Source organism: Pseudotamlana haliotis (assembly GCF_008806375.1).
GTDB lineage: Bacteria > Bacteroidota > Bacteroidia > Flavobacteriales > Flavobacteriaceae > Pseudotamlana > Pseudotamlana haliotis.
On record NZ_WAAT01000041.1, the window covers coordinates 132,672 to 149,696 of the forward strand.

The 17,025-nt window shown below is 33.3% G+C and carries 15 protein-coding genes; 8 read left to right on the top strand and 7 right to left on the bottom strand.

All coding sequences use genetic code 11. The annotated features are described in order from the left end of the window. Window positions 1–83: 83 nt before the first annotated feature. The 8 genes from tsf to F6U93_RS08215 all read left to right on the top strand — a co-directional run bounded on the left by tsf (window position 84) and on the right by F6U93_RS08215 (window position 10,093). Window positions 84–1,058 carry a translation elongation factor Ts gene (tsf, locus tag F6U93_RS08180; RefSeq protein ID WP_150938662.1) on the top strand — a complete coding sequence of 325 codons (975 nt, stop codon included), beginning with the start codon at window positions 84–86 and terminating at the stop codon, window positions 1,056–1,058. Window positions 1,059–1,239: 181 nt separating this feature from the next. After that, the gene (pyrH, locus tag F6U93_RS08185; RefSeq protein WP_150938663.1) at window positions 1,240–1,947 is read left to right on the top strand and encodes a UMP kinase; all 708 of its coding nucleotides are present in this window, start codon (window positions 1,240–1,242) and stop codon (window positions 1,945–1,947) included. 36 nt (window positions 1,948–1,983) lie between these two features. Then, a complete protein-coding gene (gene frr / locus F6U93_RS08190; protein WP_150938665.1) occupies window positions 1,984–2,541 on the top strand; it encodes a ribosome recycling factor in 558 nt (185 codons plus the stop codon). Between the two features lie 190 nt (window positions 2,542–2,731). Next, on the top strand, window positions 2,732–3,871 hold the full coding sequence (locus F6U93_RS08195; RefSeq protein ID WP_225312622.1) for a hypothetical protein: 1,140 nt from the start codon (window positions 2,732–2,734) through the stop codon (window positions 3,869–3,871). A gap of 47 nt (window positions 3,872–3,918) precedes the next feature. Continuing rightward, window positions 3,919–6,324, top strand: coding sequence for an efflux RND transporter permease subunit (locus F6U93_RS08200; RefSeq protein ID WP_150938668.1), 2,406 nt, complete (start codon window positions 3,919–3,921; stop codon window positions 6,322–6,324). A gap of 118 nt (window positions 6,325–6,442) precedes the next feature. Next, window positions 6,443–7,876 carry an asparagine--tRNA ligase gene (asnS, locus tag F6U93_RS08205; RefSeq protein ID WP_150938670.1) on the top strand — a complete coding sequence of 478 codons (1,434 nt, stop codon included), beginning with the start codon at window positions 6,443–6,445 and terminating at the stop codon, window positions 7,874–7,876. A gap of 151 nt (window positions 7,877–8,027) precedes the next feature. Further along, window positions 8,028–9,488, top strand: coding sequence for an RNA polymerase factor sigma-54 (gene rpoN / locus F6U93_RS08210; protein WP_150938671.1), 1,461 nt, complete (start codon window positions 8,028–8,030; stop codon window positions 9,486–9,488). Continuing rightward, entirely contained in the window at window positions 9,488–10,093 is a 606-nt protein-coding gene (locus tag F6U93_RS08215; RefSeq protein WP_150938673.1) for a hypothetical protein, read from the top strand. The genes rpoN and F6U93_RS08215 overlap by 1 nt, the downstream gene beginning before the upstream one ends. Before the next feature lie 382 nt (window positions 10,094–10,475). Here F6U93_RS08215 and F6U93_RS08220 read toward each other — a convergent pair whose 3' ends face one another. The 7 genes from F6U93_RS08220 to F6U93_RS14625 all read right to left on the bottom strand — a co-directional run. Beyond that, complete coding sequence (locus F6U93_RS08220) at window positions 10,476–13,040, bottom strand: T9SS type A sorting domain-containing protein (RefSeq protein WP_150938674.1); 2,565 nt, start codon at window positions 13,038–13,040, stop codon at window positions 10,476–10,478. 488 nt (window positions 13,041–13,528) lie between these two features. Further along, complete coding sequence (locus F6U93_RS08225) at window positions 13,529–13,912, bottom strand: acyl-CoA thioesterase (RefSeq protein ID WP_150938677.1); 384 nt, start codon at window positions 13,910–13,912, stop codon at window positions 13,529–13,531. After that, on the bottom strand, window positions 13,912–14,478 hold the full coding sequence (locus tag F6U93_RS08230; protein ID WP_150938679.1) for a PAS domain-containing protein: 567 nt from the start codon (window positions 14,476–14,478) through the stop codon (window positions 13,912–13,914). The genes F6U93_RS08225 and F6U93_RS08230 overlap by 1 nt, the downstream gene beginning before the upstream one ends. A gap of 182 nt (window positions 14,479–14,660) precedes the next feature. After that, complete coding sequence (locus F6U93_RS08235) at window positions 14,661–15,707, bottom strand: hypothetical protein (RefSeq protein WP_150938681.1); 1,047 nt, start codon at window positions 15,705–15,707, stop codon at window positions 14,661–14,663. Beyond that, the gene (locus F6U93_RS08240) at window positions 15,704–16,207 is read right to left on the bottom strand and encodes a hypothetical protein (RefSeq protein ID WP_150938683.1); all 504 of its coding nucleotides are present in this window, start codon (window positions 16,205–16,207) and stop codon (window positions 15,704–15,706) included. Before F6U93_RS08240 ends, F6U93_RS08235 begins: the two co-directional genes overlap by 4 nt. Before the next feature lie 235 nt (window positions 16,208–16,442). Then, complete coding sequence (locus F6U93_RS08245; RefSeq protein ID WP_150938685.1) at window positions 16,443–16,649, bottom strand: hypothetical protein; 207 nt, start codon at window positions 16,647–16,649, stop codon at window positions 16,443–16,445. Window positions 16,650–16,766: 117 nt separating this feature from the next. Then, on the bottom strand, window positions 16,767–17,025 hold a 259-nt coding region (locus F6U93_RS14625; RefSeq protein WP_191963475.1), incomplete at its 5' end, for a hypothetical protein.

Consider the following 17,025-nt stretch of genomic DNA (forward strand, 5'->3'; position numbering starts at 1 on the left):
AACATTTACACAACACAAATAAGTCGTTTAGTTCTTTTCTTTACAGAAAATGTATTGAACGACTTTTTTAAATTATAATAACTATGAGTACAACAGTAAAAGTAACAGCGGCTGAAGTTAATAAATTAAGACAAGCTACTGGCGCAGGAATGATGGACTGCAAGAAAGCTTTAGTTGAAGCTGAAGGTAACTTTGATAACGCAATCGAAGTTTTACGTAAAAAAGGACAAAAAGTAGCAGAAAAAAGAGCAGACAGAGATTCTTCTGAAGGTGCTGCTGTTTCTAAAATCAATGCAGACCAAACTGCTGGTGTTGCTATTGTATTAGGTTGTGAAACTGATTTCGTTGGTAAAAACGAAAACTTCTTAGCTTTAGCTAACCAATTAGCTGATATCGCTTTAACAACTGCTACTAAAGAGGAGTTTTTAGCTGCTGATTTTGGTGGAATGACTGTTGCTGAAAAATTAGTTGAGCAAACAGGTGTTGTTGGTGAAAAGTTAGAAATCAATGCTTTTGAAAAATTAGAAGCTTCTTTCGTTGGAACTTACGTACACATTAATAAAATTGCTGCTTTAGTAGGATTATCTTCTAAAGTTGACAACGCTGAAGCTTTAACTAAAGACGTAGCGATGCAAGTCGCTTCTATGGGAGCAACTTCATTATCTTACAAAGATTTTGACCCTGCTTACGTAGCCTCTGAAACTGAAGCTAGAATTGCTGTTATTGAAAAAGATAATATTGAATTAGGTCGTTTAGGTAAAACACTTAAAAACGTACCTCAATACATTTCTATGCAACAATTAACTCCTGAAGTTTTAGCAAAAGCTGAAGAAGCAGCAAAAGCTGAATTAGCTGCTGAAGGTAAACCAGAAAAAATCTGGGATAGAATTTTACCAGGAAAAATGGAGCGTTTCGTTTCTGATAACACCACTTTAGATCAAGAGCAATGCTTATTAGATCAAAAGTTCATCAAAGATGAAAAGCAAACTGTTGCTGAGTATGTTTCTTCTTTCGGTGATGTTGAAATCGCTGGTTTCAAACGTGCTTCTGTAGGATAGTATACTTTTCCGCGAAAGCGAAATGAATAATATACAGACCACCATTCTAAATTTAGGATGGTGGTTTTTTTATTCCTAAATTCTGAATTCATATAAATTCAATAAAATAAAAATTTTATGTAGTTTTGCTAAACTTTAATTCTCGCGTAATCGAGAGCACTTTAACAGATTAATGCATTCCATGAAATACAAAAGAATACTACTAAAACTCTCTGGTGAAGCCTTAATGGGAAATCGCCAATATGGTATCGACCCAGAACGTTTAGCAGAATATGCTCAAGACATTAAAACCATAACCGATAAAGGTGTAGAAGTCGCCGTAGTTATTGGTGGCGGGAACATTTTTAGAGGTCTTGCTGGAGCGAGTAAAGGTATGGATCGTGTTCAAGGGGATCACATGGGTATGCTAGCCACCGTTATTAATGGTTTAGCTTTGCAAGGTGCTTTAGAGGATGCTGACATCCCAACACGCTTACAATCGGCTATAAAAATTAATGAAGTTGCTGAGCCGTTTATTCGTAGAAAAGCTATTCGTCATCTTGAAAAAGGACGTGTGGTAATTTTTGGTGGCGGCACAGGAAACCCGTACTTTACAACCGATTCGGCTGCCGTTTTACGCGCTATTGAAATTGAAGCTGATGTGATTTTAAAAGGAACACGTGTTGATGGTATTTACAATGCCGATCCTGAAAAGGATAAAACAGCCGTTAAATTTAATAGCATCACTTTTGATGATGTATTGAGAAAAGGCTTAAAAGTAATGGATACTACAGCATTTACTTTAAGTCAAGAAAACGAATTACCAATTATTGTTTTTGATATGAATACCGTTGGAAATCTACTTAAAGTGGTTTCTGGTGAAAATATCGGAACCGTAGTTAACATATAAGACCTATTTTTGATTTAATTACAAGGATTTAAAATCATGGATGAAGACATTAAATTTATATTAGACAGCACAAAAGAGGCGATGGAAAATGCCATTTCGCATCTTGAAAAACAATTTATAAACATTAGAGCTGGTAAAGCTAGCCCAGCCATGCTTGGTAGTGTGATGGTAGACTATTACGGGTCACAAACCCCATTAAGTCAGGTTGCCAATGTTAACACACCTGACGGTAGAACCATTACAGTTCAACCCTGGGAAAAAGGCATGCTTCAAGAAATTGAGCGTGGTATTGCTTACGCAAATCTTGGTTTTAACCCCATGAACAACGGTGAAACCATTATCATCAATGTACCACCTTTAACTGAGGAGCGTCGTAAAGATTTAGCGAAGCAAGCTAAAGCTGAAGCTGAAGATGCTAAAGTAAGTATTAGAACAGCCCGTAAAGAAGCCAATAACGATCTGAAGAAAAACGATGATATTTCAGAAGATTTAAAGAAAAACGCTGAAATTGACGTACAAACTTTAACAGATAAATACGTTAAGAGGGTTGATGATGTCTTTGACAATAAAGAGCAAGAGATCATGACAGTATAATTTAAGAAAGCGACAATATTGTCGCTTTTTTTAACGTTTTATTTTTTTGCTTGTTCTAATGCTAAAACGCTCTATTTATTTATTGTTTCTACTTTGTGCAAGTTATCTTTCTTCGCAATCCAGAGCAGAGCAGCCTATTCCAACACTAAAAGATACACTCAATAAACATCGTATATTAAAAAGTATTGGCATGGGATATTTTCCAACCAAGTATTTTAACTTCGACCTACGGTATTTGATTAAATATAACCAATACGAAGGGGTTAGAACAGGGATTGGAGGCGTGACCAACAACGATTTCTCAGAAAAATTTCGCATGAACAGTTATGTGGTTTACGGTTTTAGAGATAATCGTTTTAAATATAGTATTGGTGGCGGTATGCGTTTATCAGAAGATACGAATACTTGGCTGAACCTTGCCTATACAGACGATCTTCAGGAAACAGGAAGTACGAAATACATCACTGATGACCGGGTATTTCAGTTTTTTGAGCCCCGCTTACTAAACATCGACCTGTTTCATAAACACATCACGACTTCGCTAACCTTAGAACATCAAATAAGCGATCACCTGTTAAGCAAACTAGACTTTGCCGTAAGTGACATTGACCCGACTTACGATTACGCTTATGTTTTAGATGGTAAAAGCTATTCAACTTTCAATTTAACTACCGGTATTTTAGGTTTTCAATGGAGCCCGTTTAGTAAATTCAAAGAAACCATATTAGGTACCCAAGAAATAAAATCGGGGTTTCCTAAGTTTTCGTTTCAGTACACCAAAAGTTTACATGACGTTTTAAACGGTGATTTTAATTTTACCAAACTAGACTTTAGAACCATTTATGAACTTGGGAACGAAAACAGCCATTTTGCACAAATGATCTTGGTATCAGGTATAGCCATTGGCGATACCCCACTAACTCATTTATATCACGCCTACCCCAACAACATCAGAAAAGCACAGGTATTACAACGCTTTTCAGTAGCTGGTTTAAACAGTTTTGAAACCATGTATTTCAATGAATTCTTTTCTGATAAATCTTTCACATTTCAGTTAAAGTATTTTATAAAACCTTTTCATGTGACTGACCGTTTTAGACCTCAACTGGTCTTAATTACCCGATATGCCTTAGGTGATATGGACCATCAAGAACGTCATCAAGGTATCACCTTCGACACTCTAAATTATGGTTACACCGAATCTGGATTTGAAATAAACAAACTTTTTTATGGCTTCGGATTGAGTTTTACCTACCGCTATGGGGCCTATTACCTGCCTAATTTTAGCGACAACATTGCATTTAAATTCACATTTAACGTCACTCTTTAAGGTATTCTACTCCTTTTTCCTACCTTTGCCCCTCTTTAAATTAAAGCATGCTTAAACTATTTACTGAAGATTTTTGGGACGCCATTGCGAGACTTATTTTACGAAATAAAATAACCATCCTCATTTGTATTGTCTTAGCTACCATTCTTTTAAGTCTGAATTGGAAAAACATGCGCTTCACCAATACCGAAGCTAATTTATTACCAGACGACCATGAGGTGAACCTCACTTATAATAAATTCTTAGACATTTTTGGCGAAGAAGGCAACCTGATCATCATTGGTGTTAAAGATCCTAGCTTATTTACTGTTGAAAAATTAAACGCCTGGAACCAACTTGCCGACTCTTTTAAATCAAGCCCAGCGGTAGAATCGGTTGTTTCCATTAAAGACCTTCAAAATCTTGTAAAAGATACCGAGCACGAAAAGTTTGTTTTAAAACCGTTTATCACCGATTCTGTAAGCTCTAAAGCAGACATTGATAAACTTCAAAATGATCTTTTTAAAAAATATCCGTTTTACGATGGCTTCCTTTTCAACAAAGAAACCAAAACGGTTAGAACCGCGGTTTATTTAAAAAAGGACATTGTTAATACTGCTGCTAGAAAGAACTATGTTCTAAAAGATTTTATTCCAAAAGTAGAAGCCTTTGAAGACGCCTACAATTTGGATGTTCGTGCTTCTGGCATGCCTTATATAAGAACACTAAACGCTCAAAATATTATTGATGAGATCGGCCTCTTTCTTTTAGCCGCACTTGTTGTCACATCACTGATTTTCTTTTTCTTTTTCAGATCGTTTAGAGCCACATTCATATCTATCATTGTAGTCTGTATTGGCGTAATGTGGACCTTTGGCATACTGGGCTTCCTCCAATATGAAATTACGGTACTAACCGCCTTAATTCCGCCACTAATCATTGTTATAGGAATTCCAAATTGTATTTTTCTAATTAATAAATACCAACACGAGGTTAAATTACACGGAAACAAGGTAAAGTCATTACAGCGAGTGATTACTAAAGTAGGGAATGCCACTTTAATGACGAACGTCACAACGGCCTCTGGTTTTGCTACATTTATACTCACAGAAAGTAAACTGTTAAAGGAATTTGGTATCGTAGCCTCGCTGAGCATACTGTCTATTTTCATACTTTGTTTACTTATCATTCCTATCATATACACCTTTTTACCATACCCAAAGGATCGTCACCTTCAACACCTGAACAGACGCTGGATTGGTGGTTTTGTAAATTGGATGGAACACATGGTGAGACACCGTCGTATTACGATTTATGTGACTTCATTAATACTGCTTATTGCCAGTATGATTGGTGTTTATCAAATCAAGATTTCAGGAAGTCTTATAGAAGACATGCCTCAAAAATCAGAGTTCGTTAAGGACATTCGCTTTTTTGAAGATGAGTTTAACGGTATCATGCCTGTAGAGATCATGATAGATACCAAACGTAAAAAGGGGGTTATGAAACGTTCTACCCTCAAGCGTATGAACGACATTGAAGAACTCATTGTTGAGATACCAGAATTATCAAAACCTATTTCGGTGGTTGGTTTAGTAAAATATTCCAAACAAGCCTATTATAACGGTAACACTAAATATTACCAACTTCCTACGGCGCAAGAAAATAGTTTTATCATGTCTTATGCCAAAAATTCAACGACGGATTCAGATATTAATCTGCTGAAAAACTTTGTAGATAGCACAGGACAATATGGCCGTATCACCACATTCATGAAAGATATCGGCACCGATAAAATGGAACGTATTGAAGAAAACCTTCGAACTAAAATCGATAAAGTTTTTCCTAAAGAGCGCTATGATGTGACCATGACCGGTAAAGCCTTAGTTTTTCAAAAAGGGACCAAGTATTTGGTTAAAAACTTAGTGATTTCCTTATCATTGGCTATTGTATTAATTGCCTTATTCATGGCTTACATGTTTAAGTCAGGAAAAATGATTATTATTTCATTAATTCCAAACTTGCTACCACTGCTTATCACCGCAGGTTTAATGGGTTATTTAGGTGTACCTTTAAAACCATCAACCATATTGGTATTTAGTATTGCCTTTGGTATTTCAGTAGATGACACCATTCACTTTTTAGCCAAATACCGTCAGGAATTACAAGCCAATAAATGGAAAATTAAAATCTCTGTTTATAACGCTTTACGCGAAACCGGTGTGAGTATGTTCTATACTTCAATCGTATTATTCTTTGGCTTCTCAGTTTTCACCATTTCAAGCTTTGGTGGTACCGTAGCATTAGGGGCTTTAGTCTCAGCAACACTGTTATTTGCCATGTTAGCCAACTTACTACTTCTACCTTCTTTATTATTGTCTTTAGAACGCAATATCGCCAACAAGAAAGAGTTTAAAAAACCGGCAATTAATGTGATTCCTAAAGAAGACAAAAATAAAATCACAAAAAATTAACAATTACAGTTTAGCGTTAATTATAGTGTAAAAATGAAAATTCAATAGCTTTTTTTACTTTTATTATTTCAATTTTAAGGATATAATCTATTATATTTACAGTTCAAAACTTACAAGTATGCAACCAAAAACTATTTCAGACCTATTAACACAAAATATTGTTTTACCAGAAGTTGAAATAAAAGGTTGGGTTAGAACATTTAGAGCGAACCGTTTTATTGCTTTAAACGATGGGTCCACACTAAATAATATTCAGTGTGTTGTAGATTTTGAAAACTTTGATGAAGCCTTGCTTAAACGTATAACCACAGGAGCGGCTATTCATGTAAAAGGTGAATTAGTTGAAAGCCAAGGAAAAGGTCAAAAAGTTGAAATTCAAGTATCTAGATTAGAAGTTTTAGGCGATTCAGACCCTGAAACCTATCCTATACAACCTAAAAAACACTCTTTCGAATTTTTAAGAGAAAATGCCCATTTACGTACTAGAACAAATACTTTTAGTGCCGTAATGCGCTTGCGTTCATCGCTTTCTTTTGCCATTCATAAATATTTTAATGAAAGTGGATTTTACTACATGCATTCACCAATTATTACCGGAAGTGATGCCGAAGGTGCAGGTGAAATGTTCAAAGTAAGCACACTAGATGAGAAAAACACACCACTTACTGAAGACGGCAAAGTAGATTATTCTCAAGATTTCTTCGGAAAAGAGACTAATCTAACCGTTTCCGGACAGCTAGAAGCTGAAACTTACGCCATGTCTCTTGGTAAAGTTTATACCTTCGGACCAACATTTAGAGCCGAAAACTCGAATACTTCGCGCCATCTTGCTGAATTTTGGATGATTGAACCTGAGGTTGCCTTTATGGATTTGGCTGGTAATATGGATTTGGCTGAAGACTTTATGAAATCGGTTATAAAATACATTCTAGAACATAACCGTGAAGATTTAGAGTTTTTAGACAAACGTTTACAAGACGAAGAAAAAACCAAGCCTCAAGCAGAACGCAGCGAAATGACCTTAATTGAAAAATTAAATTTCGTTACCGATAATCACTTCAAACGTGTAAGTTACACGGAAGCTATAGATATTTTACGCAACTGTAAACCTAATAAAAAGAAGAAATTCAAATACCTTATTAACGAATGGGGTACCGATTTACAAAGTGAACACGAACGTTTTCTTGTTGAAAAACACTTTAAATGTCCGGTAATATTATTTGATTATCCGGCGAATATTAAAGCTTTTTACATGCGTCTTAATGACGATGGTAAAACGGTTCGTGCTATGGATATTCTATTCCCTGGTATTGGTGAAATTGTTGGAGGTGCACAACGTGAAGAACGTCTTGATGTTTTAAAAGAAAAAATGACTGCTATTAATATTCCGGAAGAAGAATTATGGTGGTACCTAGACTTACGTAAATTTGGTACAGCCGTTCACTCTGGATTTGGTTTAGGTTTTGAACGTTTAGTCATGTTTGCTACAGGAATGAGTAACATTAGAGATGTGATCCCGTTCCCTAGAACTCCACAAAACGCCGAATTTTAATTCGTCACAATACAAACAACATTTTTTATACATTACCTTGAGGAATGAACTTCTTCTGGGCTGTAGATTCTATCTATAATACAAGAAAGCTTTCGATAGCATCAACTTATTAGTGTAAATTAATTATTTTTGATTTATGTAAATCTAAATCATGCTTAAACAACATTTACAATTCAAGTTATCGCAAAAACTGTCGCCGCAGCAGATTCAATTGATGAAATTGATTCAGTTGCCTACGCAGGCTTTTGAGCAACGTTTAAAGCAAGAATTGGAAGAAAATCCAGCCTTAGAAGGAGGTAAAGAAGACAATTTAAATGATTTAGATGCTGATTTTGATAACTCATCGGACGAATATGATGACAATGAAACCATCAACACCGATGATATCAATGTGGATGAGTATTTAAGTGATGATGAAATCCCAGAATACCGCACACAAGCCAATAACTACAGCAGTGATGATGAAGAAAAAACCATGCCTTACGCGGCAGGCACATCCTTCACACAACATCTTATTAGTCAGTTAAACACCTATAGGTTATCAGACGAAGAACGTGATATCGCTGAATTTTTAGTAGGAAGCGTTGATGAAAGTGGCTACATCAGAAGAGCCATTAGTGACATCATGGATGACCTCGCCTTTACCCAAAATATTTACACCACTGAAGAAGCCATTTTAAAGGTTTTAAGAATTGTACACCAATTAGATCCTGCTGGTGTTGGCGCACGCAGTTTGCAAGAATGTTTAAGCATTCAACTGCATCGTAAAGACAAAACAGCCGATACTGAATTATCCATAAAAATTATAGACAAGGCTTTTGACCAATTTACAAAAAAGCACTACAAAAAGCTTCTTCAAAAATTTGATGTTACTGAAGAACAGCTCAAAGGAGCGATTACAGAAATTGAACATCTTAATCCGAAACCCGGAGGTTCTTACGCTGGAAATAATCGCATTGTAGAGCATGTGGTTCCTGATTTTGCCATTAAAATTGTAGATGGTGAATTAGAGCTAACCCTTAACGGAAGAAACGCCCCAGAACTTCATGTGTCGCGTTCGTACAACAACATGCTTAAGGGCTATAAAGACTCTAAAGAGAAGTCAAAATCGCAAAAAGATGCCATTATGTTCATCAAACAAAAGCTTGATGCGGCTAAATGGTTTATAGAAGCCATCAAACAGCGTCAGCAAACACTTTTTGTGACCATGAGTGCCATTATGCATTATCAAGAAGAATACTTCCTTACAGGAGATGAACGTAATTTAAAACCCATGATTCTTAAGGATATTGCCGATGAAATTTCTATGGATGTTTCAACCGTGTCACGTGTTGCAAATAGTAAGTATGTAGATACCCCTTACGGCACAAAACTTATTAAAGAATTCTTCTCAGAATCTATGAAGAATGATCAAGGTGAAGATGTTTCGACTAGAGAAATAAAAACCATTCTTGAATCTGTTATTGAGGAAGAAGACAAGAAAAAACCTTTAACCGATGAAACCCTGGCATCCATATTAAAAGAAAAAGGTTACCCTATCGCACGACGTACGGTTGCTAAATATCGAGAACAACTGGACATTCCTGTAGCACGTTTACGCAAAAAAATATAATGGATAAATTATTAAAGAGTATTTCGTATGTTTTTCATCCATTAATCATGCCTATTGCCGGTGTGGTTTTTTATTTTGCAAAATCGCCGCGATTTATTCCTCTTGATATTATTACAGCAAAACTAGTTTCACTATTTATTTTAACGGTATTACTACCCCTTTTGCTCTTTCTACTGCTTAAAATTATAGGAAAAGTACAAAGCATACACCTTAGCACAGCCAAACAGCGTGTGTTACCACTCATGCTCAATTGCGTCATCCTTTTATTAGTCATTCAAAAGGTTGTCACACCTAGTCAATCTGTAGAGCTATATTTTTTCTTTGTAGGCATCCTCATATCAAACATGTCTTGTATGGCTTTAGCTCTATTCAACTTTAAAGCCAGCATTCACATGATTGGTGTCAATGGTTTGGTCATGTTTTTTATTGCCCTTAGTATTCATTACAGCATCAACATCAACGGTACTTTAGCCATCATGGCGATTGTAATAGGCGCCGTGGCCACTTCACGTCTTCATATGAAAGCCCACAACAACGTAGAGCTTATTACAGGGGCTTTAATAGGCTTAATTCCGCAATTGATACTTGTTCCCTATTGGTTGTAGCTGATATTGTCTTTAAATGAGGGGGTTAAAGTTAAGCTATTGGTAGTCTGTTTTTATTCTTTATCAATCCAAAAAACATCACTATCTGCTAGCACAGTTGCTTTATCAAGATTTTTTGTTGATGATTGAAATTCTTGATAGAATTTTTTCCATTTTTATTTTGGTTTTGCTTTAACCTCGACTCAGGTCAAAATATTAATTTCATTCAAGTTATAATACCTATTTTGAAACTAAAACTTACGGTTTTAAGCGTGGCTTTAAGTCTATGCTAATGGCTTACTTCTAAAAATATCTTTTTACCTTAAGCACTTGTATAGATTGTATTGCTATATATTATTTCTAAATTGACGTCTACACAGATTAAAATAACAAACCAATTAATCTACTTTTTAAGTATTTTATAGGTATTTGAGGTACCAGAAACACTTTCTTTGATAACTAGAAGGTAAATTCCGCTATTGAAAGCAGTAAGATCTAATTTATTTTCTGAGGTTGTTTTTTCTAAAATTAATTGACCGTTCTGCGAATATAACTTTACGTTAAAGACTTCGTTTTCCTGACGACCCCAATGAATAGCGTTGACAAAAGGATTAGGGTATATTTGTAGTTTTTTTAAGTCAACATTACTTGCAGCATCTTCAATTTCAAGTGTCTCCGATAAATTGTTATAAACAGATATTAATCCATAAAACACAGAAGAATTACTAATAAACAAATCATCATTACCATCATTATTATAATCATATAATAATAAATCACCTCTTGATATTGGATGCGAAGCATCGTTATATGATTCGTATGAATCAATTTCAACTTTAGTAAAGTTTAAGTAATCTGTTGTTTTATAATAAAAAATGTTATTGGTGTAATTACCATGATTCCAGGCATATATTTCATAAACCCCATCACCATCGTTATCCGAAAACTCTATATCTTCGATATATATATCTTCAACTACAATAGATTGAAAATTATTCTGTCCATTATTTTTAAAAAATAGAAATGGGTTATCGTAATAATAATTATCATCAATACTATATACAAAAAAATCTAAATCACCATCCTGATCAAAATCTTTAACCTTTAAATGGCTATAACTTCCGCTAAATTCAGTTACGATTTTCCCTGTAAATTCTCCATTCTCATTCTCTAACAAATTCATTTGTGTTTGCCACTTATTATTTGCATAATAATAACACAAAACCAACATGTCTACTTTGCCATCATCATTAAAATCATCAAAAGCAAACGAATTAGGGGTACTCACCGGAGCACCATTTATTGTTAAAGACTGTAATGCACCAAAATCAAGTCCATTATTGTTTTTCGACCAATAATAATCACTCGTACGATCAGCCTTTTCTATTAAATTATACACAATTAAATCTTTAAAACCATCGCTATCTACGTCTGTAAAAAACGGTTCGGCTGCTATAAAAGTATCAGGAAAATCAATGGACTGTATAAATTCAAAATTATCACTTCCTAAATTTTTATAAAATTTATAGTGTTCGGTATTATTCGCTATATCTACAACATCTCCTAAACCGTTATTGTTGATGTCAATGATATGGTAACTAGGTAGAGATGTGGTATTGGGATTGGTTTCAACACCAATAAGGTTTTGTATTTCGCCTAATTTATTAGCTGATGTTTTTTCAAAATAAGCTAATCCACCCATTTCTCCTACACAAATATCTTCAACGCCATCACCATTCATATCTATAACAGTGAGTTTATTTGGTAAAATCGATTGTTGGATACAAATCGTTTTATCATCTAATTCATTAATATCATTATTTATAAAAATCTTATTATGATTAAAAAAGTTAGTAGCTGTAAAGGTGAAGTCTATACTGTTATCATTGTTAAGATCCAAGAACTTAAATTGTGTTAAGCCAAACGCCTTTATTTCAAAGTTTTCTAAAACAATCTCTGCAGTACCAAAAACACCATCTTGTATGTCGAATTTATAAATATTATAATGATTTTCTGTAGTTAAAATGGCGACATAAACAGAATATACGCCATCGTTATTTTCAATATGAATTTTATGCGTATTCATATCGTAATTATTAACAGGAATGTCATTAACCACCATTTGGTCATTGATCACAATAAACATATCATCCTCTTCATCATCTATATCACCTTCATCTAAATCAAAATATTTAGCCCAAACCGCTCCATCTTTTAAATAGAATATATCCTTATATCCATTTTTATCTAAATCTATTATTCCAAAGGTCTCCAGGTTCGATGTTGCATTTAGTGCGAATGGCTGAACAAATTGAGCTTCTTCCTCATTATACACGTAAATTAATAGCCTATTGTAATCCCATACGTAGATGTCAAGGTTTCCGTCATTATTAAAATCTTCAACTTTAAAAATATAATTAAAAGTACCTATATGAATTAAAAATTTAGCAGATTCCAAACCACCTTGTCGATTATTAAGTAATACATACGCGTCTTGCTTATTATCGATAGCAATTAAATCCATGAAACCGTCGTTATTGTAATCTATTTTTATTGGATGGATGTTATATGAACCATTAAAATTTTGAATGGGTTGTTCTTCACTAAATGTATCATTTTGTAAATTATATAGAACACTTAAGGTATTATAATTTTTATAAGTTATTAGGTCTGGATAATTGTCATTATTTATATCTAGAGATATTATTGGTAGTATTCCAGAGTCAAGTAAAATTGCGGGATTAGCATTAAAATTACCATTTTCGTTTTTTTGAAGTAACACGTTATTTGTGTTAATCGTGCCGTGTTTTATTAAATCGATGTCATTATCATTATCAAAATCATCGTAAATAATATGATTGCTTAAGGTATAAAAATCATAAATATCGACCTTGTCATCAAAATTTATTTGTCCGTAAGAGATACTAAAAATAAGCATCATTAGGTTTAAAAGTAGTGGTTTTTTCATGCGCTAGATTTTGGAAAATTAAGCAGTTCTAATATGGGGAAGCCTACATGTACACCCTGTCAATAATAGAAATAGAACTAATTGGAAATAATTGTTTCTCATAAAATTGTTGTTAACAAGAGTACATACTCCTGTTCCGCCTCAAATATAGCCCATTCAATTAATATATTTCTCTACAAAAAATGCAATTTCAAGCAGTAACTATCCAATCAAGTTTTAGTCTAGTTTAGCCACACTTCGGTAATGGTCGTATTTAGAAAACATAGGGTGCAGCCAAAACTGAATAAAGTCTCACTCTCTCTTTTCGCAGATGTGTAAGTGTGTTGTAGCCAGTTAAGAAGTCGTTTTAAAGCATATTAAGAAAGCCAGGCACTCTTTTATAGTTTTGTTACTAAAAGAAGGCGCAAAAAGTTAGCATAAAGCGCTATGTGTAATAAACACTTAAATCAGCATTATTTATTAAGATTCTTATAAAAGTGCTTTGTTGGCTACAGTATTTTTACTGGTTTATTATTTTCGCCAATCGCAACAAATGTAAATTCTCCAGATACTGCTTTTTCTCGGAAATCTGTGTACATTTCCTCAACGAAAATATCTACTCTCACTTTTAAACTCGTATTTCCTACGTAGGTAACATATCCATCAAGTTCCACTATGGTTCCTGCTGGAATAGGCTTTTTAAAGTCAATTTTATCACTACTAACTGTTACCATTTGTTGCCTACTAAACCTTGTTGCTGTTATAAAAGCCGTTTCGTCCATTAATTGCATGGCTGTTCCTCCGAAAAGGGTATTGTAATGATTGGTTGTATTAGGAAAAACCGCTTTAAAGATTTTCGTCCTTGACTTTTGTATTTTTTGCTCTACGTCCATTAAATTACTTGTTTTTCTAATGCTATAAAATGCGTTGTTTCTTTGTAGTAAAGCGGTATAATCTTTACTTCACATTTGTAAATTGATTTGTCTTTTCGGTAATTGATTATTACTTCCTTGAACGGTTTGTCAAGTTTAATTTTAGACTTAATCCTTGCTTTGGTGCTTAATGAGGTTTTCTCGCCTTGTAAAAATCTTGGTGTTTTGTTTAAAGCAAATGATTTTGAATAACCAGTCATTGAGGTGAAACCATCATTTACCCAAATTATTTTCTGATTTATATCTGTAATAACTAAGCCTTCGTAATCATTTTCAGAAAAAGCAATTTCAAGGTCATTTTGCCAATTAAATTGTTTTGCAAAAGAAAGAACTTTTTCCAATTCCATGCGCCTTCTGGCTTCTGTCAGTCTTTTATGATAACCCTCCATATAAATATCCCAACTCAATAATGGTCTTGGTTTTGATTTTCCAGAACCAATTTTGTGTTTGATTTTGTCGTATTCCTCATTGGTCAGCCTTGATAAATAAATGTCCAAAGAGCTCATTTCAGCAAGGTTATGTTTCATAATCTGTCTTTTATATTGTTTGCCAACGGTTCATGTATATGGCTTGTAGAAAGCTAAATAGAAAATAAAAACGACAGTAAATTTAAAAATTTGCCGACTTTCTAAATATGCCATAACTTCATTTATGTAACTGTATAGCTATGAGCGATATATCTTGTTAGATGTAGCTACTTAACCGATTTCTAATTATCAATTGGTTGGGTTTTCATTTTGTTTGTTTTATCGGGAGTGAGCTGAATTTTATGAAGTTTATCTACGTTTATCTTTTCAATTCGACTTTCTTTTAATTGCTTATTCAAATAATTATAATTTGGAAATAGAATATAGATTTCATCAAATTCAACTTTGGTAGCTAGAATTAACTGATCTGAAAAAACCTTATTTTTATCAACTTTTAAGTTTTTTAAATAGTTTTTATAAGTATTAAGTGGTAATTGAATTAAGCTATCGTTCAATATTACAGAAGAAGTTTTTAACTCTTTTTGAAAACGTAGTGGGAAATTATTTTGTTCCGGAAGGTGTACGACTTTTTGGTTTTTGTAGGTAATGTATCTCCAATTTTTAACCTTATCTAATTTATTAGAAGCATCTAAAGACCTTATGTAGACATTCCCATTAAAAAAATTATCTAATCTATATTTTTCCTCTGCAACCTTAAATTCTTTTCCAATATCTTTTTTACTAAGCTTGATTGTATCGTAGGCTATCAAATAATTTATTTTAACAGGAAAATTGCCGTGATAATTAATACTGTCATAATTTTCAGGAATTATTTCTCTTGCAATTGTGGTATGAGCATTATTACGTCGAATACTAGTTCCAGATTTAAAGCATGGTTCATTTGTTAAAATAGTTTGATTTTTTAAGCTGTCTATTTCAAAATTTATATAGTCAAAGCTAAAGGGAATTTGTTCTTTAATTTTTGATTTCACCTCAAAATGGTTTGTATAATCTTTTTTGTTCCAATCAACATTGTTTTCTGAGTAATATTTAATAAAAACTAAGTCCAATTTTTTTTCAATTTCAAGTGCTGATGATTTTATCATTTCAAAATCTATCCCCTTTAAACTATCTAGCTTTATTATAGGGAATTGTTTAGCTGGTTCATTTAGTTCGCTTTGCAATTTTGAAAAATAGTTAATACCGTCATTAGGTACACCAATGGTATCTTGAGAAAATAAATTGATGCTAAAAAAGATTGCTAAAACTGTTATTCTTAATTTTTTCATTCTATAGTTCCGCTAAATGTTTTTGATTCTTTATAAAGAGTAATGCCAAAAAGATTCCACTTCAAAATTCCGGTAGCAATAAATTCCGCTTTTCCATTCACCTTCAAATTGTTCGTGTTTATTGATGTAAATTCCCAGACATAACCGCTCACAAGTCCAGTTAAATTACTGCTACTTTCAATTGGTATATATTGGTCTTGTTCAATCGAATATATTACTAGCATATTTATATCAAAAGTCCAATTGTCTTCTAATGTCACTTGTTTAATTTCCGAGTTATGTTTTCTCTCATATTTTTCTGTTATTGATATTCGGTTTGTGTTTTTCTCCGAATTAGAAGCAGAAATTATTTGAACAATTCCGATGACCATTATAAAGATTGAAACAGTCTTAAATTGCGGATTAAATATCTTTTTTCCTTTTATAATAAATCCAATAAGCAGATAAGAAAAGTACAAGACAATTATTCCGTTAATTATTGACCAAATTAAATGTATCATAGCTTTTTGTTTTTAAGCTTGTTTATAACGTTGATGGATAAGGAACGTTCCATGTTTGTTAGCTAAAATAGCATTGGTTATTTCAAAAATCGCATACTATGTGATTGTGTATTACTTCGTTGTGTGTTTAAGCACTAAAGTTATAAAATAAATCACAGATAGAAAGTCCACGAAGACTTTAGTAAATAAGCTCTAACTAGCAATGAATTATACACGGTACTAACAATAGTTATTGTTAGCAGGAAGAACAACTTCCAACTTTATGTTTTTTAAATAACTCTTTGTCGGTTTTGTCAGATAAATAGAGAAATAATTCAATTCTAGTGTAATGAGTAGAAGTTCCAACCAACATATCAAGTCGATTATCTCCATTTAAATCTCCTATCCAATAAAGATAGATCCCACCTTCAAAACCTCCAGAAGGAAAGGAAGAAATATCCATTTTAACGATGCTTTCATTAGTTTTTCTAGAGGAAACTCTTATTTCATAATTTTCTATTTTCTTAAAATATGGAAACTCGTTATTTTCAGTCTCTATTAGATGACCTTTCGTATAGATTTAATAACCTCTACTTTTTTCTTCATTTTCAGAGTTAGGAACAGAATATATTATGGTTTCTCCGGGATACATTTTCCTATTAATCCATCTACCATTTGTTGAAGCCTTAATAGACCCCAATTCTTTGATTAGAAACTTTGGTTGGGCAATACTATCAGCGTTGTATTTTTTTATTTTGAAATTAGTTACTGAATATTTTTCATTTTCATAAACAGCGAATGTAGGCTTCCCTTTTTTAGGACACCTTAAAATTCGACAA

Bases quoted from the DNA above. Each gene is read 5' to 3' on its own strand.
- F6U93_RS08220 (WP_150938674.1), bottom strand. From the start codon at position 13,040: ATGAAAAAACCACTACTTTTAAACCTAATGATGCTTATTTTTAGTATC.
- F6U93_RS08240 (WP_150938683.1), bottom strand. From the start codon at position 16,207: ATGATACATTTAATTTGGTCAATAATTAACGGAATAATTGTCTTGTAC.
- F6U93_RS08215 (WP_150938673.1), top strand. From the start codon at position 9,488: ATGGATAAATTATTAAAGAGTATTTCGTATGTTTTTCATCCATTAATC.
- tsf (WP_150938662.1), top strand. From the start codon at position 84: ATGAGTACAACAGTAAAAGTAACAGCGGCTGAAGTTAATAAATTAAGA.
- F6U93_RS08195 (WP_225312622.1), top strand. From the start codon at position 2,732: ATGGGATATTTTCCAACCAAGTATTTTAACTTCGACCTACGGTATTTG.
- pyrH (WP_150938663.1), top strand. From the start codon at position 1,240: ATGAAATACAAAAGAATACTACTAAAACTCTCTGGTGAAGCCTTAATG.
- frr (WP_150938665.1), top strand. From the start codon at position 1,984: ATGGATGAAGACATTAAATTTATATTAGACAGCACAAAAGAGGCGATG.
- F6U93_RS08200 (WP_150938668.1), top strand. From the start codon at position 3,919: ATGCTTAAACTATTTACTGAAGATTTTTGGGACGCCATTGCGAGACTT.
- F6U93_RS08235 (WP_150938681.1), bottom strand. From the start codon at position 15,707: ATGAAAAAATTAAGAATAACAGTTTTAGCAATCTTTTTTAGCATCAAT.
- F6U93_RS08230 (WP_150938679.1), bottom strand. From the start codon at position 14,478: ATGAAACATAACCTTGCTGAAATGAGCTCTTTGGACATTTATTTATCA.
- rpoN (WP_150938671.1), top strand. From the start codon at position 8,028: ATGCTTAAACAACATTTACAATTCAAGTTATCGCAAAAACTGTCGCCG.
- F6U93_RS08225 (WP_150938677.1), bottom strand. From the start codon at position 13,912: ATGGACGTAGAGCAAAAAATACAAAAGTCAAGGACGAAAATCTTTAAA.
- F6U93_RS08245 (WP_150938685.1), bottom strand. From the start codon at position 16,649: ATGGATATTTCTTCCTTTCCTTCTGGAGGTTTTGAAGGTGGGATCTAT.
- asnS (WP_150938670.1), top strand. From the start codon at position 6,443: ATGCAACCAAAAACTATTTCAGACCTATTAACACAAAATATTGTTTTA.